Origin of the sequence: Mesorhizobium comanense (genome assembly GCF_005503535.1) — a bacterium.
GTDB lineage: Bacteria > Pseudomonadota > Alphaproteobacteria > Rhizobiales > Rhizobiaceae > Mesorhizobium > Mesorhizobium comanense.
In genome coordinates, this window is record NZ_SCNN01000011.1 from 168,066 (window position 1) to 190,292 (window position 22,227).

Sequence of the window (22,227 nt, forward strand, 5' to 3'; positions counted from 1 at the left end):
CATGACTCGGCAAAGGATGGACGTCTCCGTCCCGGCCAGGCTGCCGCCAAGCCGATCCGCTGCGGATTTTTGCGCGTTTGCGTTCCCGGACTGGACATTCGGCGAAATGCGCGATACGCCAGTTTCAGCCTATCTACACGAGTAGATTTCACCTTGCAAGAAGGAATTGGCTGACTTTCCGCCGACATTCGCCTCACAGCGATGTTGCGGAAAACAGCCAGAGCGATCTACCGATAGAAGTGTCATGTCAGACCCGGGAGCCCCACGATGCCGCTCTACCGCCAGTTCAACACCCAGGAAGAACTCGACTGGGAATACCGGCCCGAGGCGCGGATCGACGATCCCGAGGCATTCGAGAAAATCATCGCCGGGCGGATCGCTGAGGCCAACGAAGCGCGGAAAGTCCTGACGCGGACGGCCGACGTGCCCTACGGGCCGACACGCATGGAGAAGCTCGACATCTATCTGGCCGCGCAAGCCGGCGCGCCGATCGTCATCTTCATCCACGGCGGCTACTGGTTCGACGGACGGCTGAAGAAGGAGAACTACATCTGGGTGGCGAAGGGGTTTACCAACAGCGGCGTCACCACCGTCATCATCGACTATGATGTCTGTCCCAAGGTGACCGTCGACGAAATCGTGCGCCAGTGCCGCGCCGCCGTCGCATGGGTTTACGCGAACGCGCACACATTCGGCGGCGACAGGGAACGGCTGTATGTTACCGGAAACTCCGCCGGCGGCCATCTGGCGGCGATGATGGCCGTCACCGACTGGGTGGAGGACTACGCCTTGCCGGCCGATGTCATCAAGGGGGCCTGCCCGATCAGCGGCCTCTATGACCTAGAACCGTTTCAGTACACATGGCTTCAGCCGAAGATCCAGCTCAATGGCCAGCAGATCCGCCGCAACAGCCCGATCCTGCATGTGCCGGCGGGAGCACCGCCGCTCCTCGTCAGCTGGGGCACCGAGGAAAGCTCTGAATTCTGGCGGCAGTCGGAAGCCTTCGGCGCCGAATGGCAAGCCAAGGGAAACGGCTTGACACTGCATCCGCAGGAAGGCCGCAACCACTACACAGTCATCAGCGGCTTCGCCGACGCGGGCAGCGGCTTCCTGAAAGTGGTGATGGACCACATGCGCCGATGCTGGAAGTAGCTGCCCCGGCGAGCCGCCCGGCATTGGCAATCGGCTCGCTCATCCGATAAGGAAACCTTGCATGGTCACCCGAGCCGACGTCGCGAACAGGGCTGGAACATCGACCGCCGTCGTCAGCTACGTCGTCAATGACGGCCCTCGACCGGTGGCCGCTGAAACGCGCCGTCGCGTGCTCGAGGCAATCGCCGAACTTGGCTATAGGCCGAACCGCGTCGCGCAGGCCCTGCGCGGCCAACGGTCGCGCGTTCTCGGGCTGATCGTGCCCGACATCTCCAATCCGTTTTACGCCGAACTTGCACGCGTCATCGAAAACTGCGCCGATCTCGACGGCTACACGCTTGTGCTCGGCAACAGCGAGCAGGATGCGCAGCGCGAATTGCGCTATGTCCGCACCTTCCTCGACCGCCAGGTCGACGGCCTGTTCCTGATCAGCGGCTCGAGCTCCGAGGAATTGATGGCGCTGTTTTCGGAGATCGCGGTGCCCTTCATCCTTCTCGACCGGCGCATCAACTACGCACCCAATGCGTATCTGCTGGCGACCGACGGCATTGCCGGGGCGGTGATGGCGACGAACCACCTGCTATCGCTCGGCCACCGGCGCATCGCGGCGCTGTGCGGCCCTTCGAAAATGCCGAGCGAACGCGCCAAGGGTTACATTCAGGCGATGGGCCAGGCGGGCCTCGAGCCGGTCCTCTACCATAGTGCCGATTTCGATCGGCAATCCACCTATGATCTGGCCAGGGACATTCTGGGGCGAAGCGACCGGCCGAGCGGGCTCTTTGCCACGTTCGATCTCGCCGGCATCAGCGTGCTGCGTGCGGCGGCCGACTGCGGCATGCGCATCCCCACCGAGATGGCGGTGATCGGATACGACAACATTCAGGAAGGGCTCTATGCGACGCCGCGACTAACGACGATCGCGCAACCCACCGAGGAACTGGGCAGGCTCGCGACCCGGCATCTGACCGGACTCGTCGAAGGCAGGATCGAACGCACCTTCGGCATGAAACTGATCTCGCCGCGCCTGGTCATTCGCGAAAGCTGCGGCTGGACGGGCACCAGCAAGGCAAGCTGAAGCAAAAGCCGTATGGTGGCCTCGAACGGCTGCCGACAATGCCGGAGGCAGTCAGCGATGCCGTGACGCGCTGAACGGCGCTAGGATTTGCGCGACAGCCCTCCCCGCTCTATCGCATTGACGAGCTTTCCGCTTCCCTCGCGAAGATGCCTCCTCAAGACGCTCACGGCCTTTTCGCCGTCATGCAGGCGGCAGGCGGCGAGCAAGTCACGGTGCTCGTTCTGCGAGCGGCTGCGATAATCGAGGTTAGACAGAAGGATGCGAACATACCGGTCGGCCGCGTTATGATGCGCTTCGATCAGGCCGAGCAGGCGGCGATTGCCGCAGCCATCGTAAAGCGCCAAGTGAAAGACGCGGTTCAGCACGCCCCAGCGGCCGACATCACGCTCCGCGTCGATCTGGTCGAGGGCCTGTTCGGCCTCTTCAAGCCTGGCGTCGGCCAAGGCGGGCACGGACAGCCGGAGCGCTTCGCATTCGAGCAATTCGCGCACCGCGTAGATTTCGGCGATCTCGGCGCCGTCTATTTTAGCGACATGGGCGCCCTTTGTCGGATGAATGGAAACAATGCCCTCGGCCTCCAACTGGCGAAGCGCATCGCGGATCGGCATGCGGCTGAAGCCGAACCGTTCGGCCAGATCATCCTGACGCAGAGCGATGCCGGCCTTGAGAGCGCCGCTGGCTATCGCCTCGCGCAGGACATTGGCGACCTGCTCGGCGACCGTCAGCGGCCTGTCGATCAGCCCTTCCGTGAATCCGCGCACCCTATGCTCCCTCCACCACGCAGCCTCAGCGTAGAGGAAAACGAACAGGCTGGATATGCGTATCCTCGTGTACGAACCGCGCTGGGTGCGGAAATCCGTCATCAAGCCTGTGAAGAACGACTTCGCCCGTCACTCGCTGTTCTGCTGGCGGCGGCGACATCGAGCCGGAGAGATCGTCTTGGCGATCGACGCAATAGAGAGATTCTCTCTATCGGCGAGCATCCAAACAGCCTCTCTGTCCGCCCGCGATGGATAATCTCCCGACATCCATTTTTGAACGGGAGGCTTCGACCATGTCCGCGCATTTCGCCCGCCCGCATCGCCACCAGGCGCTCGAGCGGCTCGCCGACCGCCGCCTGCTGCGCGAGCTCGCCTATATCGACGGCCATTGGACAGCGAGCGAGACGGCCGAGAGTTTCGAGGTCACCGATCCGGCAACCGGCGACACTGTCGCTTTCGTCGCCGCGCTCGACGCGCGCCAGACGACAAAGGCGATCGATGCCGCCGCGCGTGCCTTCGCCGGCTGGCGATCGCTGCTGCCGCAGGAGCGATCAGGAATTCTGCGAAAATGGTTCGAGCTGATCGTCGCGGCGAAGGACGATCTCGCGCTGCTGATGACGCTCGAACAGGGCAAGCCGCTGCAGGAGTCGCTGGGCGAGATCGACTACGCCGCCTCCTTCGTCGAATGGTATGCCGAGGACGCAAAACGCCTCAATGCCGAAAGCGTCACCAGCCATCTGCCCGACGCGGAAATGATGGTGCGGCGTGAGCCGCTCGGCGTCGTCGGCATCGTCACCCCATGGAATTTTCCCTCGGCGATGCTGACCCGCAAGGCGGCGGCCGCCCTTGCCGCCGGCTGCACCATCGTTGCGCATCCGTCTTCCGAGACGCCGCTGTCGGCGCTGGCGCTGGCCGAACTCGGCGAACGCGCCGGCCTGCCCGCCGGCGTCTTCAACATCGTCACCGGCAATGCCGCGACAATCGTCGGCCGCATGTGCGAGGACGCGCGCGTCCGTGCCATGAGCTTCACCGGTTCTACCGAGGTCGGCAGGCTGATCGCCGCACAGAGCGCGCCGACCATGAAGCGGCTGGTGATGGAGCTTGGCGGCCACGCCCCGCTGATCGTGTTTGCCGACGCTGATCTCGACAAGGCGGTGACCATCGCCATCGACGCCAAGTTCGCCACGTCGGGCCAGGACTGCCTTGCCGCCAACCGCATCTATGTGCAGCGCCCGGTCTACGACCGTTTATGTGCCGCTTTCGGCCGCCGCATCGAACAGCTTCGCACCGGTAACGGCCTTTCCGGCGACATCGACATCGGCCCGCTGATGCATGAGCGCGCCATCAAGAAGGTCGAGGAACAGGTGGCGGATGCGCTCGCCCTCGGCGCGCGTTGCCTGGCCGGCGGCAGGCGCCATTCCGCCGGGCCGCTGTTCTATCAGCCGACGCTGCTCGTGGACGTGCCGGACGATGCGCTGATCATGCGCGAAGAGACGTTCGGTCCGGTCGCCGCCGTAACACCGTTCGACAATGAGGCCGAGGTGATCGCCCGCGCCAACGCCACCGAATACGGCCTTGTCGCCTATGTCGTGACCGAGAATGGCGCGCGCCAGCAACGCATGGGCCGGGCGCTGGACTATGGCATGGTGGCGATCAATCGTGTGAAGATCACCGGCGCGCCGATCCCCTTCGGCGGCGTCAAGCAGTCCGGCATCGGCCGTGAGGGCTCGCGCCATGGGCTGGAGGCTTTCACCGATCTCAAATATCTCTGCCTGGATGTGGCTTAAGCCCGCGCCGGGTCTGTCTTTCAAGGAGTCCAAAAATGCTCGACCAATCCAACGAACTCAACGCCTGGGATCGCGACCATTTCTTTCACCCCTCGACGCATATGGGCACCCACGCGCGGGGAGAATCGCCGACGCGGATCATGGCCGGCGGCGAAGGCGTCACCGTCTGGGACAACAACGGCAGGAAGAGCATCGATGCCTTCGCCGGCCTCTATTGCGTCAATGTCGGATACGGCCGCCAAAAGATATCAGATGCCATTGCCGAACAGGCAAAGAACCTCGCCTATTACCATGCCTATGTCGGGCACGGCACCGAGGCCTCGATCACGCTTTCCAAGATGATCATCGACCGCGCGCCGAAGGGCATGAGCCGGGTCTATTTCGGCCTCTCCGGCTCGGACGCCAACGAGACCAACATCAAGCTGATCTGGTACTACAACAATGTGCTCGGCCGGCCCGAGAAGAAGAAGATCATCTCGCGCTGGCGCGGCTATCACGGGTCGGGCGTGATGACCGGCTCGCTGACCGGTCTCGAACTGTTCCACAATGCCTTCGACCTGCCACGCGCGCCGGTGCTGCACACCGAAGCACCCTATTATTTCCGCCGTGCCGACCGCTCGATGAGCGAGGAGCAGTTTTCGCAGCATTGCGCCGACAAGCTTGAAGAGATGATTCTCGCCGAAGGCCCCGAGACGGTGGCAGCCTTCATCGGCGAACCGATCCTCGGCACAGGCGGCATCGTGCCGCCGCCGGCCGGCTATTGGGACAAAATCCAGGCCGTCCTGAAGAAGTACGACGTGCTGCTGGTCGCCGACGAGGTCGTGACGGGCTTCGGCCGACTGGGCACCATGTTCGGCTCCGACCATCACGGCATCAAGCCGGACCTGATCACCATCGCCAAGGGCCTGACCTCGGCCTATGCGCCGCTGTCCGGCGTCATCGTCGCCGACAAAGTATGGCAGGTTCTGGTGCAGGGATCGGACAAACTCGGCTCGCTCGGCCATGGCTGGACCTATTCGGCGCATCCGATCTGCGTTGCCGCGGGCGTGGCCAACCTCGAGCTGATCGACGAGATGGATCTGGTCAAGAATGCCGGCGAGACCGGCGCTTACTTCCGCGCCGAACTGGCGAAGGCGCTCGGAGGCCACAAGCACGTCGGCGAAGTTCGCGGCGATGGCATGCTGGCGGCGGTCGAGTTCGTCAGGGACCGCGACGACCGCGTGTTCTTCGATCCGTCGCTGAAGATCGGTCCCCAGGTGGCCACCGCGCTCGCGGCGAGCGGCGTCATCGGCCGCGCCATGCCGCAGGGCGACATTCTCGGTTTCGCGCCGCCGCTGTGCCTGAGCCGTGAGGAGGCCGATATCGTGGTGGCCAAGACAGCCGATGCGGTAAAGAGCGTGTTCTCCAGCCTCTGAGCCTGGCCTCGAGCAATCAGTCCGAAAGCCGGAGCGTTCGGCCTGCGGCCCTCCCGTGGCTGTCATAATCGGAATGGCTTGCAGTCCAGGCTGCAAGCCGCCACAAACTGTGATCCAAGCCGCGAGGCCGGCGGAACTGGGTCACAGGATTAAGGCAGGACATGACAAGCCGGATGATACTGCTCGACGCCAAGCCGCTTGGCGTCGGCGACGTCGCCGAGATCGCACGGCGCAAAGCCCGGCTGATGCTGGGCGAGGAGGCGATGCGACGGATTCGCGCGAGCCGCTCGCTCATCGAGCACCTGACGGGGCTCGGCAAGCCAATGTACGGCGTCACGACGGGTCTCGGCGCCTGCGTCGACACACCGCTGGCGCAGGCCGACCTCATCGCCTTCCAGCACAGCGTGCCGCTCAGCCACAGCATGGGCATCGGCCCGGCCTTGCCGATCGAGGCGGTGCGGGCGCTGATGACCGCGCGAATCTCCGGCATGGCTGCCGGCGGTACCGGCACCTCGGAACGCGTGGTGATGGGTCTGGTGGCAGCACTCAATGCAGGCGTTCACCCGGTGATCCCCACATGGGGATCGGTCGGCGCGGCGGATCTCGCCCATCTCGGCCATATGGCAAGGGCGCTGCGCGGTGACGGCGAATGCGAGTTCCAGGGCAGGATCATGCCCTCCCCCGAGGCGCTCTCCCTTGCCGGGCTCGAACCGCTCGACCTGCGCGAGAAGGACGGCCACGCCATTATCGTCGCCAACAGCCTGTCGACCGGCACGGCCTGCCTTTGCCTTGAAGACATCGCCAACCTCATCGACTGGGCGCTCGCCGCGGTGGCGCTCAACTACGAAGCGTTCCGCTCCTCGCTCAGCGCCATCGACGCCGATGCGCTCGCCGCGCGGCCGGCCTTCGGCCAGCAGGAGATCGGCGCAAGGCTGCGCACCGAGCTCGCCGGCAGCGGCCTTTGGAAGGACAAGGCGGCGCGGCGCCTGCAGGATCCACTCAGTTACCGCTGCGTGCCCCAGGTGTGGGGCGGCCTGCTCAACGCATTCGAACAGGCAAGGCTGGCGACCGACATCGAACTGACCCATTCGGGCGACAACCCGGTGATCCTGCCCGACGCCGAGCGCGTCGTCTCGAACGGCAATTTCGACCTCACCGCGATGACGCTCGCCTGGGAGCAGCTTGGCCAGGCGCTGGCGCATTGCGCGGTCGGCACCGCCAACCGCTGCATGAAGCTGATGTCGCCGATCACGGCGGAGCTGCCGCGCTTCCTGTCGGCAAGGGGTGGCAGTCGCCAGGGCTATGCGGAGTTGCAGAAGCCGCTCGCGGCGCTGGAAGCCGAAATCCGGCACCTGGCCAATCCGATGTCGCTCAGCCCGCTCGCCGTTTCCGACGGCATCGAGGATCAGTCGTCAATGGCGCCGCGGGTGGTTGCCAAGACCGCCGAGATCATCGAGCGGATGCGCTACCTCGTTGCTATGGAACTGATCTTCGCGGCAACCGGCGTGGAACTGCGCGGCGTGGTCGACAGTATGGGTGAAGGGCCGAAGCGCACCTTTGCCGCCGTGCGCTCACTCGTCGCCCCGCTCGACGACGACCGCGAGATGAGCACCGACATGACGCGGATGGCGCGAATGGTTTCCGGAGCCCGGGATTGAGCAGATAAGGACGCCGGGTGGGCTTCCTTCAGCCATCCGCCGTGGAAATGCTCTCCGCTCTTTCCCTGACGGCGGAGGGCGCCACGCCATAACGCTTCCTGAAGGTGCGATTGAAGTAGGAAATATCCCCGAAACCGACATCGTAGGCAGTGGCGCCGATCGGACGGGCGGGTCCGTTGCGCAACAGCAGCTTGCGCGCCTCGGCAAGGCGGCGCTCAAGAAGATATTTCGAAAAGGTGGTGCCCTCGCGCTGAAACAGTTTCTGGACATATCTCGGCGTCACATTGAGCACGCCAGCCACCCTGGAGACGTCGAGGTCGCCGTCGCGCAGGTGATCGTCGATGTAGCGCTTTACAGGCAGCAGCCGATCGCGATCCGGCGCCGGCGGGGCTTCCAGATAAGCGACCACAAGCGGCAGGATTTCGTTGAAATGGGCATTCGCCATCTCGGCCTCTCCCGCGGAATGCGGACCGCGCATCAGCAGATAGGCGCCGTAGGTGATCAGAAGCTGGAGCGGCGGGAATGTTCTCGGGATCGGCCGCAGCATCAGCCTGGAAAGCGTGGCGCCTGGAACGCGGAAGGCACCCGCGGGCAGACTGCCGCAATCAAGACGGCCGCCCTCGGGCAGGTACCAGTCATACGGCAACTCGCCTGAGACAAAGAGAAAATCGCCAGGCTCGGCTTCTATCGTTCGTCCGTCCTGCGCGACGATCAAGGGGCCTTCCATGCTTCTCAGCATCAGCACCCTGCCCGAGCCTGGCGTGCCCGAGGCCTTCAGGCGCAGCGGCGACGACGGGAAGAAGCATGTCATGACACTCAAACCGGCCAGGCCGCACCTGATTCCATGCATGCCGGAAAGCACGCCTCTTTCCACCTCGACCGTGGCGCCTCCGATAATCGGAGAGAAATGAGCGGCGCATAGCCGCCGCGCCTCCGCGTCGTCGTGGCCGGCCATGTCGAAGCTGACCGGGCTGGCGCCGCTGGCGTTCGCAGGCGTGTGATATAACTGCAACATTCTCGATCTGGACTGTCTGAGTTCGTTTTCAGCAGTGCCGGTTTCGCTTCCCCCCAAGCGCTCCACCACCCCTGGTCAATAACATGAGTAATTGAGACATGTTTATTCGATCCGGAATGAACGGGCCAGCGATTTGTGGCCCGTTCATTGCGGATGGCAAATTGGGGGTGCCACTATGAATCGCAAGCTGCTCGCGGGGACCTGCCTCGCAGTGCTTCCACTTGTTTTCATCACGCTGCCGGCGCGAGCCCAGGATCAGGCCGAAGACGCGTCCACGACACAACTGAAGACGATCCTGGTGACGGCAGGGCGGACAGAGCAACCGATCTCCAGCATCCCCGGTTCGGTCCAGGTCATCGAAGGCGATGAACTCGCCGCCCAGCTCAAGATGACGAGCGACGCAGCAACGCTGATCTCGAAGCTGGTCCCAGGTTTCTCGATCGCCAACCAGACGATTTCGGGTGCATCGGAAGGCTTTCGCGGACGCGGCGTGCTCGTGCTGGTCGACGGCATTCCTCGCAACACGCCGCTGCGCGATGTTTCGCGCACGCTTTCCCTGATCGATCTCGGCAAGGTCGAGCGCATCGAAGTGGTCAACGGGGCAAGCAGTCTCTACGGCTCCGGCGCGACCGGCGGCACCATCAACTTCATCACGCGCCGCGACGCGTCCGAAAAGCCGACGGTCACGGTCGAGACAAAGGTCAAGGCATTCACCGCCAACATAGGCAAGTCGGCCGCACCGGAAGTTTCGGTTTCGGCCACGCAGAAGATCGGCAAGTTCGATTATCTGTTCTCTGCCAGCGGACAGCGCACGCAACGGACCTATGACGGAGCGGGCCGCGAACTGCCTTCCGACGCGATGCTCGGCCAAGGCGGCGGCGATCGCACCGACTTCGGCAATCTGTACGCAAGACTTGGGTATGAGGACGGCCCGCGCCGCTTCGAAGTGTCGGGCGAACTGGTGCGCATGGACCAGAACCCGGACTGGTTCTCCAATTTCCTGGCCTCGCCCGCGGTGCCGGACTTCACCGCGCCCTATACCGGCGATTCCGTCATGGAGAATTCAAAGTACTTCACGGCGCGCTACACGGACACGGCCTTCGCGCTCGGGTCGCTCGAAGTGAAATCCTTCTACAACGACATGGAGAAGCGCTTCCCGTTCTCGCGCTTCGATCCGTTCGTGAACAACCAGGTCTACTATTCAGGCAATCCGCTGAACCCTCAGGCCAGCTTTGCCCAGACCACACTCTTCAGCAAGCGTGCGGGAGTCACCGCAACCGTCGAAACCCCGCTCGACGTCCTGCTGCAGGGTTCCACGCTGACCTGGGGTCTGGACTTCGTCCACGACAACACCTTCCAGAAACTGGCGAATGGCTGGGACGTCATCAGCCCGATGAAGCAGAATTCAGTCGCCGGCTTCGCCCAGCTGCAGGTTCCGGTGACCGACCGGCTGCGCCTTCAGGGCGGGTTGCGCTACGAGCGCTACTTCCTCGACATCGAGGATTTCAACCGTCCCGCCATCTTCTACATCAACAGACCCTATCCGGCGATCAACGTCATTGGCGGCTCGTTCGACTACGACAACTGGACATTCAACATCGGCGGTACGCTCGACCTGACGCCGGACGTCCAGCTCTATGGCGGCTTCTCGCAAGGGTTCTCGCTGACCGACATCGGCAGCTTCACGCGCCGGGCCGGCGCCAACAGCAGCGCCGAACTGTGCGACGCTTACGGATCATTGGCATGCCCGGGGGCCGGCGCGCCGGACTTCACGGTGAGCTACGCCGACATCGCGCCCAGCCCGCAGGTGGTCAACAATTACGAGATCGGCATTCGCGGCGGCGAAGCCGACTATGGCGGGTCGCTTTCGGCATTCCTTTCCACTTCCGACCAGGGCGTCAATTACGACATCGCGTCCAATCGCGTGTCGCAGCAGAAGGAGGAAATCTGGGGTGTCGAGGCGACGGCCTGGTGGAACCTGACCGGCAACCTGACCGTCGGAGGTCTCGTCGGCTACACCGAGGGCCGCTACGACAAGGACGGCGACGGGAAGATCGACGCATGGCTGCCCAACAACAGGATAGCCACGCCGGTGCACGGCACCGTCTATGGAACCTACGTCTTCGACAATGGGCTCAATCTTCGCGGCGAGGTCCAGTTCTTCGCTGGCCGCGACAAGATCACGACGGTGCCGGAGATCAAGGGCGCGGCGCTGGTCAACATCCTGGCCAGCTACAAGGTCGGCAAGGGCGATCTCAGCTTCGGCGTCGAGAACCTGTTCGACACCGACTACATGAACCCGACGGCGAGCGCGACGCGCAACAACGTCGTCAACGGTTTCGGCCGCACGGTCTCGCTCGGCTACAAGGTCACCTTCTGAGATGGTCAGCTTCGAAATGCATGAGAGCGGGATCGTCGATCTCAGGCTTTACCCTCCGCATGCGGAGACCGATGAGGCCGACTATCTCGCGGCGCTCGATCGCATCGGCCGTCTCGATGGTCCCTACGCCATCGTTGTCGACATTGCCGGTGGCTCCCACCTTTCCCGCGAGGGCGAAATCCGTCAGGCGGCATGGGCAAAGGCGACACGGCAGCGCATCTCGACTTCATGCCGGGCCCTGGCACTGGTGCGGGAAAATCCCAATCCGAGGTCGCGCCAATCCTTCGAGCGCCTGTGGTCGATTCCGGTGCACGTCACCCGCGACCGCGAAGAAGCACGCCAGTTCGTAGCCAGCCACCTCAATACGGCGGGCCGACCATGACCGATCTGGCATCACAGGCCTCGGGAGTACCCATCGGCCGGCGCGATTCCGGGCGACTGCGCCTGTTCGCCGTGCTGGCCGGCCTCTATCTCGCCCAGGGCATTCCGGGCTACCTCCTGGTTGCCGCCGTGCCGCCGATCATGCGTGAACTCGGCGTATCGCGGACCGCCATCGGCATGCTTGCCGTACTGATGATCCCACTGACGGTGAAATTTCTCTGGGCGCCGCTCGTCGACCGGATCAGGCCAATGGCGATCGGGCATCGCCGCGGCTGGATCCTGCCGACGCAGATCGGCACCGCGCTCGCCATCGCGGCCCTCGCCCTGGTCGATCCGACCGACCTGAAAGCGATATTCGCGATAGGCCTGGTGATCGCCATACTGACATCGACGCAGGATATCGCCACCGACGGTTATGCCACGCTGGCGCTACGGCAAGAGGACCGCGCCATGGGCAATGCCATCCAGGGCGGAGCAGTCGCTTTCAGCGTCATCATCGGCGGCACGGTTTCGCTGCTGCTCTATGGCTGGGTCGGCTGGCAGGCGATGGTGCTGACGATCGCAGCGATCTCGGCATTGCCTCTGATCGCAATCGCCTTCATGCCGGAAGACATATCCACGAGAAGCGCGGAAATGAAGGCAAGGCCCTCGCTTTCCAGTTTCCTGAAACGGCCGGAGGCCGTCACCGTGCTGATGATCGCCCTGACCTATCGCGCGAGCGAAGGGCTGGTGAAATCCATGGAAGGCTCCTATCTGGTCGACGCCGGTTTGCCGTTGTCGGCGATCGGATATCTGAGCGGCATCTCGGCGGCGACCGCCGGCATAGCCGGATCCTTCATCGCGGCGCTGCTCGTCCGGCGCTCGGGAGCTGGCGGAACACTGCTTCTGCTTGGCGCGCTGCGCACCGTCTGCTTCCTGCTTTTCGCGCTGCACGCGGCGGGCCAGGTGACAGGCATGTGGACGCTGCTTGGCGCGGCCGGATTTCAGACCCTGATCCGCTACATGGAGATCGTGGCGCTCTACAGCCTGTTCATGGCGGTATCTTCCAAGGACCAGCCTGGAACAGACTTCACCATCCTGTCCTGCGCCCAGATCATCATCTATCTGGTCGGCTCGATGATGGCCGGCGCGATTGCCGACCGCGTCGGCTATTCCGTACTCTTCTTCGCCGCCACGCTTGTTTCCGGCCTCGCTGTAGTCTTGACCGTCCATCTTCTGTCGAGGCTAGCCTCGAAACGCAGCGAACAGGAAGCGACCTGAAATGATGTACGCGGCTGAAAAGCCGCCGCGTCATCCTATTGGTAAGGGCCTCTGAGATTCAGTTTCTCGGCCAGAAGGCAGAAGCTGTCGATCAGCCTGACGAGCTGCTCACCCTTTTCAGCGACGATCTTGCTCTGCGCAGCGGGCTGCGCGTCCGAGAGCCCCCGCCAAAGACCGGCTTGCTGCTCGCAAATATCCGCCAGTGCCGAATATTGGTCGGCGGTCAGTTTCAGCAGATCGCTTGCCGTCACCGGTCCGATACCCGGCGGCGTGCTCGCTCCCATCGAGACATAGCCGGGCGGCACGGTGCCTTTGGCGTTGACCACCCGTTTGCGCAGTATGACATCGAATATCTGGTCGACGGCCTGCCTGGCGCCGGCAACGCGTGACGGATGATCAGTATCGGCGGCGGCGTGCGGCAGAAGTTCAAGCCTGCCGCCATGTCTTTCGACGAGAGCGAGATAGGGCAGCATGGGGCCGGACAGACTGCCGGTCGAGGCATTGCTGAAGAGGTCGGCATCGATGGCCGCGTGGCGCACCTGCCCGACGTCCAGCGCATGAGCGAGCGCGGCAACATCGACGAGTTCGCCACGGTCGTAATTGACCAGCACCGCGCCCCTGTTCAGCCGGGACAAGACGTCCGCGCCGACCAGCCCGGCATTGGCGTAGCGCCCGCTCTGCGCGTCCTGCTTGCCGAGGCCGACATGAATGCTGAGCACATTGGCGCCGTCGGCCGCGTCGGCAAGATCAGCCGCATAGACAAAGCCCTCGGCTTCGATCCATTCGCGATGTCGGGGCCGCGCATGGATCACCACGCGCATGCCAAAGGCGCGGGCGAGTTTGGCAACCTCGCGGCCGATATTGCCGTAGCCGATGAGGGCAATCGTCTTGCCTTCGAGCTTTTCGGTAGGGAAATCGCGCAGTTCCCTGCCGGTGTCGAAAGCGCCGCGCGCCACGCGATCGTGAAGCTCGCCGACCGGAAGGTCGGGCAGCACCTTGAGGATTGCCTTCATCACCATCTGCGCGGTCGCGCGGCTGTTGATGCCTGGTGTGTTCATCAGCACGGCGGTGCCGCCCTCGCCGCTGCCGCCGCCCCACGACAGCGAGCCCATATTGCCGGTGCCGGCGCCGATCCGCACGCCGGCCAGCGGGAAGACGGTCTCGGCCGGCAGGAAGGTCGCGGCCGCAATGACGGCGTCGTAGCGTCCATCGCCAGCGGCTTCGATCAGTTCTTCTCTTGCGCTGAGTTCCGGCTGGTAGAAGAAATGCACCCGGCCTCGCTCGAGACCTGCCTTGTCGCCAAGCGCTGCCGCGTGGAAGCGGCCGCCCTTGGCCTCGATATGGGCGCGCACTTCGTTCGGATCGGGCCTGCCGTCAGGTCCGAAGCGCAGGCCGACCAGATCACAGATCAGGACGGTATAGACGCTTTCCGGGTCGATCGGCTCCACGGCCTGTGCGCTGGTGTTTGCGGTCACGTCGTTTCCCCCATGCAAGGCCTGCTGCGACACCAGGGAGGTGTCCTGGATAATCAGAACCTATCCGCCCGGAACGGCGTCAGATCGATTACCGGCGGCAAACCGGCGGCAAGTTGCGACACGATCTTGCCGGTGACGGCGCCGCCGATGAGACCCTGATGGCCGTGGCCGAAGGCGTAGATGACGTTTTTCGCTTGGGATGCCCGGTCGATCACCGGAATGCTGTCGGGCGTGCCCGGCCGATGCCCCATCCAGCGCGTGACCTCTCCGACCTCAAGTCTTCTGAACATCGGCCGCGCCTGCTTCAGGAGAACGTCCGCCCGGTTCATGTTTGCCGGCGCCTTCAGGCCGGCGAATTCGACATTGCCGGCGATCCGCAGGCCATCCTCCATCGGCGAGGCGACGAACTTGCGGTCGGCCGAGATGGTCTGGATGCGCAGGCCGGTATCGGCGCCCCTGGCCATGATGTGGTAGCCGCGCTCGGTCTCGATAGGGATGCGGTCGCCAAGCTGGCGGGCGAGATCGCCCGACCAGGCGCCGGCGCACAGCACCACGGTCTCGACCGGCATGCGCCCGCCGTCTTCGAGCCGCAACGCCGAGGGACCGTTGGCTCCCATGTCGAAGCCGACCACCCTTGCCCTCACGAAGCGAGCCCCCTGGCGCGCCGCGTGTTCGGCGAGCCTGGCGACAAGCCGACCGGGATTGGGACACTGCCCCTGTTCGGGGAGATAAACCGCGCTCTTGAAGATCGGCGCCAAGGCGGGTTCGAGCTGGCGGATTTCGTCGGCATCGAGGATGTCGACCCTGACGCCGTGCTCGCGCCGCAACCCGAGGCCATAGGCGCCCTTTGAAGGGCCATCGGCCGTTTCATGAACGAAGAGCTGGCCGCGTTTCTGCAACAGGTCCTCGCAGCCGGCTGCCCTGATCAGCGGTTCGTAGCACTCGAATGTGTAGCGGTGCAGCGAACGCATCGCCGTGGATATCTCTTCCACGCGCGGCTTGCGGCTGGCGGCGAGAAAACGCAACAGCCAGGGCAGAGCGTGCGGCAGATAGGCCAGCCGCACGATCAAGGGACCTTCCGGGTCCATCAGCCATTTCGGCACATTGCGCAGCACCCCCGGCATGGAGTTCGGAATGCACGATCCCGGACAGATGCCGCCGGCATTGCCGAAGGAGCATTGCTCCTCCGAGCCCGGCAAGGCCGGATCCACCACCTCGACGGCAAAGCCTTGCTCGAGCAGATAGTTGGCGGTGCAGACGCCGATGATGCCGGCGCCGATGACCGTCACCTTGCCGCGCGGCATGCCTGTCGATGTCATGGCGATCGATCCGGGTATGGCGATCAGGGTGCGATCGCGCTCGGCGTTCCGGCACGGAAGGCCGGCAACGAGCGCGACACCATCTGCTGCAGCATGCGGAAGTCGGAGAGGTAGGCCATGAAGCGGTAGCCCATCCTGCGCATGTCGACGCCATAGGCGACCGAGCCGCAATGGATGCCCGGTATGACGCCGGCTTCCTTGCATTTGGCGGCGATGTATTCGATCGCCTCGTAGACCGCGGGATAGCGCGGATCGAAACCGGGCGCCTCGCCCATGGTCACCGCGAGGTCCGACGGGCCGACGAAGATGGCGTCGAGGTTCGGCGTCTTCAGTATGTCCTCCAGGTTCTTCACCGCCTGTTCGCTCTCGATCATCGCCATGGTGATGATGGTGTCGTTGGCGTGCTGGAAATAGTCCGCGCCGGCATAGAGCGAGGCGCGCAGCGGGCCAACGCTGCGCCCGCCCTTGGGGAAGTAGCGGCAGGCCTTGACGAAGGCATCGGCTTCTTGCGCCGTGTTGACCATCGGGCAGATCACGCCATAGGCGCCGGCATCGAGCACCTTGCCGATGATGGCCGGATCGTTCCACGGCACGCGCACCATCGGCGTCGTATCCGTCGTCGAGATCGCCTGCAGCATGGGAACCGCGTCGACATAGTCGGTGGCGCCGTGCTGCAGGTCGACGGTCAGCGCGTCCCAGCCCTGCTGGGCCATCAGCTCCGCCGAGATCGACGACGGAATGCCGAGCCAGCCCGTCACCACTTCGCCGCCGGCGGCCCAGATGTCCTTCACCTTGTTCTTACGCATGGGAGTCTAGTCCTTTGCTATTGTCGGGAATTCAAAATCAGGTCCGCCGCTTTCTCAGCGATGGCGATGGTCGTGATGTTGGTGTTGGCGGCGATGATCGTCGGCATGACCGAGGCATCGACGACGCGCAGCCCCTGCACGCCGCGCACGCGGCATTCGGCGTCGAGCACCGCCAGCGGATCGCCGTCGGCGCCCATCTTGCAGGTGCCAGAGACATGCCAACCCGACCAGACGGATTGCCTGACCCAATCGGCGATCAGGTCCTCGTTGGCCAGCATCGCCTGGATACGGTCTGTCGTGCCGAATTTGCGCTTGAGCAAGGTTTCGCGGAAGAACGGCGCGTAGTCGAACAGATATGCGGCCGTCGCGGTCTTGATCCAGTTGGATGGCTTGCGCACGCTGAGCGCGCGCGCCTCGTCGCTGTAGCCGGCCAAGAACCAGGTGTTGACGTGCTGCTGGACCTCGGGCGACTGCATGATCCTGCAAATGCGCTTGAAGCCGTCGACAAGGCGCATCAGGTCACGGCCGTCGGACGCCATGTTCAGATCGACGATCGGCTCATCGGTCTGGACCGCAGACTTCAATGTCACGGTGCCGCGCGAATAGGATTTGTTGACACAGACATTGAGTGCGCCCATCGCCTTGCCGAGCGGGTGCCAGCCGGCGCGGTTGACGGGCATCAGCAGCATGTCGCCGGGATGGCAGTCGGCATAGTTCGAGGAATATCTGACGCCGAGAAAAATGTGGCGCCGCTGGCCGGGCTTCAACCGCGCCGACTTCTTGAAATGCGCGCCGACCGCCAGATGCGGATGGTCGGTCAGGTTCTCGCCGACGCCGGGACGGTCGGCGATGACCTCGATGCCCAGCCGCCTCAGCTGCGCGACAGGCCCGATGCCGGCGCGAAGCAGGATGGCCGGCGAGTGCAAGGCACCGGCCGAAACGATCGTCTCGCCGGCACTATAAGTCTTTGTCTGGCCATCGATGGTGACCTCGACGCCGGTGATGCGCGTTCCCTTGGTCACCAGTCTCTCGACGAAGGCATTGGCGAAGATGTGCAGGTTCTTGCGGGTGCGCACTTCGCTGTCGAGGTAACCGATCGCCGTCGAGACGCGGCGGTCGTTCTCGTTCGACAGCGGCAGCGGAAATGAGCCGTCCTCGAAGCTGGCGTTGTAGTCCGGGCGGTAGGGGTATTCGCTGTCCGTCACCTTGAGGACGGATCTGGTGAATCCTGCCCAGTCCTGCGGAAAGACGCGGCGAATCGGGATCCGCCCGGTCTTGTTGTGGAGATCGCCGTCGAAATCGAGATCGCGCTCGAGCTTCTTGAGATATGGCAGCATGCCGTCCCAGCCCCATCCCCTGAGGCCGAGCCCTTCCCATTCGTCATAATCGTGCGGCAGGCCGCGCACCGCGAACTGGCCGTTGATGCTGGAGCCGCCACCCATCACCTTGGCCTGTTCGAGCTTGGCTGTCTTGACCGCCTGCGCGTTCTGCTTCGGCGAGCGGTTGAAGACGCGCAGTTCCGTCCAGTGATATTTCGGATCGAAATAGGAAAGGCCGGGATAGCTGTCGGCGATCACGTCGGGAACGTCGTCCGGCGGCGTGTCGGGACCGGCTTCGAAAAGCGCCACCTGCCTGGTACCGCTTTCCGAGAGACGGCTGGCGAGCACGGCGCCCGCCGAGCCGCCGCCGACAATGATGTAGTCGAATTGCATGTGCTTGTGCTCGCTCAGGCGTAATTGGCCCAGATGGCCTTCTGGCGCAGGAACGCCTCGATGCCGGCCCGGCCCATATCCTTGCCGAAGCCGGAGCCCTTGTAGCCGCCGGCCGGATAGGTGAACTCAGGGCCGCGCCCGTGCTGGTTGATCCAGACCATGCCGGCCTCGATTGCTTCAGCCGCCTTGAGAGCCTTCTTCAAATCCGTGGTGTGGACGCTGGCGGCGAGCCCGTAGACCGGATGGGCGGCCATGGCGAGACCCTCTTCCAGGTCCGTGAAGCTGCGCACCGTCAGCACCGGGCCGAAGAACTCGTCCTTGAACCCGATATTGTCGTCGGAAACATTCTCCAGGATCGTCGGCGCGTAGAAGCTGCCTTCGTTGCGGCCTTCCAGAACCGTGCCACCGGTGACGGCCGAAGCGCCCTGGCTGATGCTTTCGCGCACCATCGTGTCGATGCGCTCGAGCTGCTTGCGGCTGATGATCGGCGCGAAGGTGGTCGTCTCGTCCCAGGTCGGGCCCGCCTTGATCGCCTTGGCGCGAGCGATGACGCGCTCGACAAGCTGGTCCGCGATCTTGTCCTCGACGATCAGCCGCGACCCCGCCGTGCAGACCTGGCCGGCATTGTCCATGAAGGCCGCGGCGACACGACCGGCCACCACGTCGATATCGCCGGCATCGGCCAGCACGAGCTGCGGGCTTTTGCCGCCGAGTTCAAGCGTGACCGGCTTGATGCCGGACTGGGCGGCCAGCGTCATGATGGCCGCACCCGTCTGCGTCGAGCCGGTGAAGGATATCTTGAGGATGTCCGGATGGCGCACGATCGCCGCGCCCGTCGTGTGACCGTAGCCGTTCACGACATTGAACAGGCCGGCCGGAACGCCGGCTTTGGCGGCAAGATCGGCCAGCGCCAGAAGGCTGTGCGGGGTCAGTTCCGATGTCTTCATCACCACCGCATTGCCGGCGGCCAGCGCGGGGGCGAATTTCCAGGCCGCGGTGATCATCGGGAAATTCCAGGGAACGATCGTGCCGACGATGCCATAGGGCTCGTGCCTGACGATGCTCAGCGCATTCGCTTCGGTCGCGGTGACCGTGCCTTCGATCTTGTCGCAGAACTCGGCGTAGTAGCGCACGACGCCGGCGGTACGGACCGCGTCGCGGACAATCGTCATAGAGATCAGCCGGCTCGATCCCATCGCCTCCAGCTGTCCGAGATAGACGGCGTTCTCCTCGATCAACGCCGCGAAGCGCATCAGCAAGGCGGCCCGTTCGCGCGGCGCGACCTTCGCCCAGCGACTCTGCGCCAGCGCCCTCTTCGCGGCATCGACAGCCTGCTGCACCGCGGCTTCGCCACCGTCGGTGATGATGCCCATGGGCTGGAGATCGGACGGCCTCAACACCTCGATTTCCGTGCCGGGCAACTCGACGAACTGGCCGCCTATGTGATGCCCCTTCGGGACGGCGATCGTGGCGGGATCAAAACTCAGCGTCATTGATACTCTTCCTTCTGCGGCCAGATCGAGCGAACCGCGCCAACGGCGCGGTCCTAGCCGGCTGTGGCTACCTGACTGTTTGCGTGAAGCGGTGCCCTGTCAGCACGTTTTCCCGGCTTCACGCGCTTCGAGGAACGGGCGAAGCAGATCCGCCGATTCATGAAAGCGTCCGACAAATGTCTTCAGACGCGGATGTTCGGGATGCAGCAGTATCCTGGCGGGCGGCCCCTGCTCCGCAACGAGCCCCTGATCGAGAAACACGACGCGATCGGCGACCTCGAAGGCAAAACCCAGTTCGTGGGTGACGATCACCATGGTCATGCCGCTCTTGGCCAGTTCGACCATCGCCTTCATGACTTCGCCGACCAGTTCGGGATCGAGCGCCGAGGTCGGCTCGTCGAACAGCATCACCTTCGGCTGCATGGCCATGGCCCTGGCGATCGCGACGCGCTGTTGCTGGCCACCCGAGAGCTGGCGCGGATATTTTTCCACGTGCTGCGCCAGCCCCATGAGGTCGAGCAGTTGCAGCGCCTTCTGACGTGCCTGCTCCTTCGGCTCCCTTTTGACGATGACCGGACCTTCCATGACATTTTCGAGCGCCGTCATGTGCGGGAACAGATTGAACTGCTGGAAGACCATGCCGGTCTTGGAGCGGATGCGGTTGACTTCGGGGACCGGTATCTGGGCCCCTTTGCCATCGACCTGCCTGTCGAACAGCGTCTCTTCGTCGATGACGATGCTGCCGCTGCTCGGCACGTTGAGCAGGTTGATGCAGCGTAGCAGCGACGTCTTGCCCGAACCGCTGGCGCCGATCAGCACGACCACCTCGCCCTCGACGACCGACAGATCGATGCCGTTCAGCACGCGCTTGTCACCGAACTTCAGACAGATGCGGTCCAGCCGCAGCACGGGCTTGCCGCTTTTGTCCGGCACGGCATTGTTTGTTTGGATGGTGCTCATCTTGCGCTGGCTCCGCTCTTTTCGAGTTTCCGGGACAGCAGCGTCAGCGGCACCAGGATGATCAGGAAGATGACGCCAACGGCGGTGTAAACTTCCATCGGCCGATAGGTGAAGCTCGAGATATAGCTCGCCTGATAGAGCAGGTCGGGAACCGTTATCATCGACAGCAGCGTGGTGTTCTTCATCTGGATGATCGACTGGCCGGCGAGCGGCGGGATCATCTTGCGGAAGGCCTGCGGCAGGATGATCCGGCGCATGCGCTGGCCGTAGGACATGCCGATGGCGGTCGCCGCGTCGATCTGGCCGGGATCGACCGACTGGACGCCGGCGCGCAGGATTTCGGCGTAGAAGGAGCCGACATAGCAGCTCAGCCCAATGAACCCGGCCCAGAATTTGGTGACGTTGATGCCGGCGAAGATCGGGAAGGCGTAGTAGACCCACAGAAGCGTGACGAGCAGCGGAATGTTGCGGAAGAACTCGACATAGATCTGGCCGAGGATGACCAGCGGCTTGAACGTGCTCAGCTGGATAAGCCCGATGAACAGGCCGATCAGCATACCGGCGCCGATGGTGATGACGGTGAAGTAGAGCGTCATCAGCAGGCCCTGCCAGAGCAGGCCGATATTGTTGGTTATGACTGTGTAGTCGAACATGGCGTCCTCACTGGTTCGATGCACGTCCAGTGGTGGCCTGACCGCCGCGCCAGGCGGCGGTCAGGCTGTTGCGATCAGAAGGAGAAACCTGCCGGAAGGATCGACAGGTCGATGCCGCGGGCTTCCCAGGAGCGGGCAAGCTTGCCCTGGGCGAGGCCGAGCGAACGCTCCTGCAGGATCCAGTTGGTCAGGAAGTTGATGTAGCCGGCATTGCCGGGCTTGCGCGCGACAGCGAGCGTTGCCGGATTGCGCAGGATCGGCTCAGGCAACGAGACGTTGCCGATCTTCTGGTTGGTGATCTGCAGCGCGTCGAAGATGGACAGCACGACGCCATCGGCGCGGCCGGCCTGCAGTTCCATCAGCGCCAGGCCGCGATCTTCCACCGGCGTGATCTTGGCCTTCGGCAGCAGCGCTTCGGCGACCACCTGCATGGTGCTGCCTTTCTGGACGACGACGGTCTTGTCGGGCGTGTTGAGCTCGGCCCAGGTCTTGACCGGCTTGCCGGGAGGCGTCAGCACGGCCCAGGCGTCGGTAAACAGCGGCTCCCAGAGATAGTCGACCACAAGGCCACGCTTCGGGTTCGGATTGACGCCGATGGCGATGTCGATCTTGTTGGACTGGAAGTCGGCGGCCAGGTTGCCCCAGGTCGTCTCGACGGGCTCGAGCTTGACGCCGAGTTGGGTCGCGATCTCGCCCAGGAATTCGTAGTAGAAGCCGCTCCACTGGCCGGTGGCCGGGTCCTTGATGTAGCCGGGCTCCTCGCCGGTCATCACCGGAACCTTGAGCACGCCGCTGGCGCGGATCTGGTCGATGACGGCGGATGGATTGTCGTCGGCCGAAGCCGCGATCGGTGCGGCGAGCAGGCCGAGGCCAATGGTCAAAGCGGCCATGAGCGTACGCATCACTTTGAATTTCATGTCATTCC

At 63.9% G+C, this 22,227-nt stretch carries 18 protein-coding genes; 8 read left to right on the plus strand and 10 right to left on the minus strand.

The window, feature by feature from the left end:
- The first annotated feature begins 267 nt into the window (after positions 1-267).
- Together FFS37_RS19840 and FFS37_RS19845 are read left to right on the plus strand one after the other, a co-directional pair.
- Positions 268-1,152, plus strand: coding sequence for an alpha/beta hydrolase (locus FFS37_RS19840; protein ID WP_137932657.1), 885 nt, complete (start codon positions 268-270; stop codon positions 1,150-1,152).
- A gap of 61 nt (positions 1,153-1,213) precedes the next feature.
- Positions 1,214-2,227 carry a LacI family DNA-binding transcriptional regulator gene (locus tag FFS37_RS19845; RefSeq protein ID WP_137932658.1) on the plus strand — a complete coding sequence of 338 codons (1,014 nt, stop codon included), beginning with the start codon at positions 1,214-1,216 and terminating at the stop codon, positions 2,225-2,227.
- Between the two features lie 80 nt (positions 2,228-2,307).
- On the opposite strand, the gene FFS37_RS19850 is transcribed toward FFS37_RS19845, so the two are convergent.
- On the minus strand, positions 2,308-2,988 hold the full coding sequence (locus tag FFS37_RS19850; RefSeq protein WP_232375715.1) for a GntR family transcriptional regulator: 681 nt from the start codon (positions 2,986-2,988) through the stop codon (positions 2,308-2,310).
- Positions 2,989-3,281: 293 nt separating this feature from the next.
- Here FFS37_RS19850 and FFS37_RS19855 point away from each other — a divergent pair, with 293 nt between their 5' ends.
- The 3 genes from FFS37_RS19855 (at position 3,282) to FFS37_RS19865 (ending at position 7,848) form a co-directional block, all read left to right on the plus strand.
- Complete coding sequence (locus tag FFS37_RS19855) at positions 3,282-4,775, plus strand: NAD-dependent succinate-semialdehyde dehydrogenase (protein ID WP_137932659.1); 1,494 nt, start codon at positions 3,282-3,284, stop codon at positions 4,773-4,775.
- Between the two features lie 35 nt (positions 4,776-4,810).
- A complete protein-coding gene (locus tag FFS37_RS19860) occupies positions 4,811-6,190 on the plus strand; it encodes an aspartate aminotransferase family protein (RefSeq protein WP_137932660.1) in 1,380 nt (459 codons plus the stop codon).
- 161 nt (positions 6,191-6,351) lie between these two features.
- Positions 6,352-7,848: an HAL/PAL/TAL family ammonia-lyase gene (locus FFS37_RS19865; RefSeq protein ID WP_137932661.1), complete on the plus strand. Its 1,497-nt coding sequence runs from the start codon at positions 6,352-6,354 to the stop codon at positions 7,846-7,848.
- A gap of 28 nt (positions 7,849-7,876) precedes the next feature.
- Here the strand turns inward: FFS37_RS19865 and FFS37_RS19870 are convergent, their stop codons facing one another.
- Positions 7,877-8,863, minus strand: a complete 987-nt coding sequence (locus tag FFS37_RS19870; RefSeq protein ID WP_137932662.1) for a helix-turn-helix transcriptional regulator — start codon at positions 8,861-8,863, stop codon at positions 7,877-7,879.
- A gap of 211 nt (positions 8,864-9,074) precedes the next feature.
- Between FFS37_RS19870 and FFS37_RS19875 the strand changes: the two genes are divergently transcribed.
- Genes FFS37_RS19875 through FFS37_RS19885 form a run of 3 tightly spaced genes read left to right on the plus strand, consistent with a single transcriptional unit; the run spans position 9,075 to position 12,884 of the window.
- The gene (locus FFS37_RS19875; protein WP_232375716.1) at positions 9,075-11,243 is read left to right on the plus strand and encodes a TonB-dependent receptor; all 2,169 of its coding nucleotides are present in this window, start codon (positions 9,075-9,077) and stop codon (positions 11,241-11,243) included.
- Position 11,244: 1 nt separating this feature from the next.
- Positions 11,245-11,625, plus strand: a complete 381-nt coding sequence (locus FFS37_RS19880; protein WP_137932664.1) for a hypothetical protein — start codon at positions 11,245-11,247, stop codon at positions 11,623-11,625.
- On the plus strand, positions 11,622-12,884 hold the full coding sequence (locus tag FFS37_RS19885) for a RhtX/FptX family siderophore transporter (RefSeq protein ID WP_137932665.1): 1,263 nt from the start codon (positions 11,622-11,624) through the stop codon (positions 12,882-12,884). Before FFS37_RS19880 ends, FFS37_RS19885 begins: the two co-directional genes overlap by 4 nt.
- Before the next feature lie 35 nt (positions 12,885-12,919).
- On the opposite strand, the gene FFS37_RS19890 is transcribed toward FFS37_RS19885, so the two are convergent.
- The 8 genes from FFS37_RS19890 to FFS37_RS19925 all read right to left on the minus strand — a co-directional run bounded on the left by FFS37_RS19890 (position 12,920) and on the right by FFS37_RS19925 (position 22,219).
- Complete coding sequence (locus tag FFS37_RS19890; protein WP_137932666.1) at positions 12,920-14,359, minus strand: NAD(P)-dependent oxidoreductase; 1,440 nt, start codon at positions 14,357-14,359, stop codon at positions 12,920-12,922.
- 53 nt (positions 14,360-14,412) lie between these two features.
- The gene (locus FFS37_RS19895; protein WP_137932667.1) at positions 14,413-15,678 is read right to left on the minus strand and encodes an NAD(P)/FAD-dependent oxidoreductase; all 1,266 of its coding nucleotides are present in this window, start codon (positions 15,676-15,678) and stop codon (positions 14,413-14,415) included.
- A 23-nt stretch (positions 15,679-15,701) separates the two neighbouring features.
- Positions 15,702-16,484: an HpcH/HpaI aldolase family protein gene (locus FFS37_RS19900; RefSeq protein WP_137932668.1), complete on the minus strand. Its 783-nt coding sequence runs from the start codon at positions 16,482-16,484 to the stop codon at positions 15,702-15,704.
- A gap of 17 nt (positions 16,485-16,501) precedes the next feature.
- The gene (locus FFS37_RS19905; RefSeq protein WP_137932669.1) at positions 16,502-18,196 is read right to left on the minus strand and encodes a GMC family oxidoreductase; all 1,695 of its coding nucleotides are present in this window, start codon (positions 18,194-18,196) and stop codon (positions 16,502-16,504) included.
- Positions 18,197-18,210: 14 nt separating this feature from the next.
- Positions 18,211-19,689: an aldehyde dehydrogenase family protein gene (locus tag FFS37_RS19910; RefSeq protein ID WP_137932670.1), complete on the minus strand. Its 1,479-nt coding sequence runs from the start codon at positions 19,687-19,689 to the stop codon at positions 18,211-18,213.
- Positions 19,690-19,788: 99 nt separating this feature from the next.
- Complete coding sequence (locus FFS37_RS19915) at positions 19,789-20,649, minus strand: amino acid ABC transporter ATP-binding protein (protein ID WP_137932671.1); 861 nt, start codon at positions 20,647-20,649, stop codon at positions 19,789-19,791.
- Positions 20,646-21,302, minus strand: a complete 657-nt coding sequence (locus FFS37_RS19920) for an amino acid ABC transporter permease (protein ID WP_137932672.1) — start codon at positions 21,300-21,302, stop codon at positions 20,646-20,648. Before FFS37_RS19920 ends, FFS37_RS19915 begins: the two co-directional genes overlap by 4 nt.
- Positions 21,303-21,376: 74 nt before the next feature.
- The gene (locus tag FFS37_RS19925) at positions 21,377-22,219 is read right to left on the minus strand and encodes a transporter substrate-binding domain-containing protein (protein ID WP_137932673.1); all 843 of its coding nucleotides are present in this window, start codon (positions 22,217-22,219) and stop codon (positions 21,377-21,379) included.
- Positions 22,220-22,227: the final 8 nt, after the last annotated feature.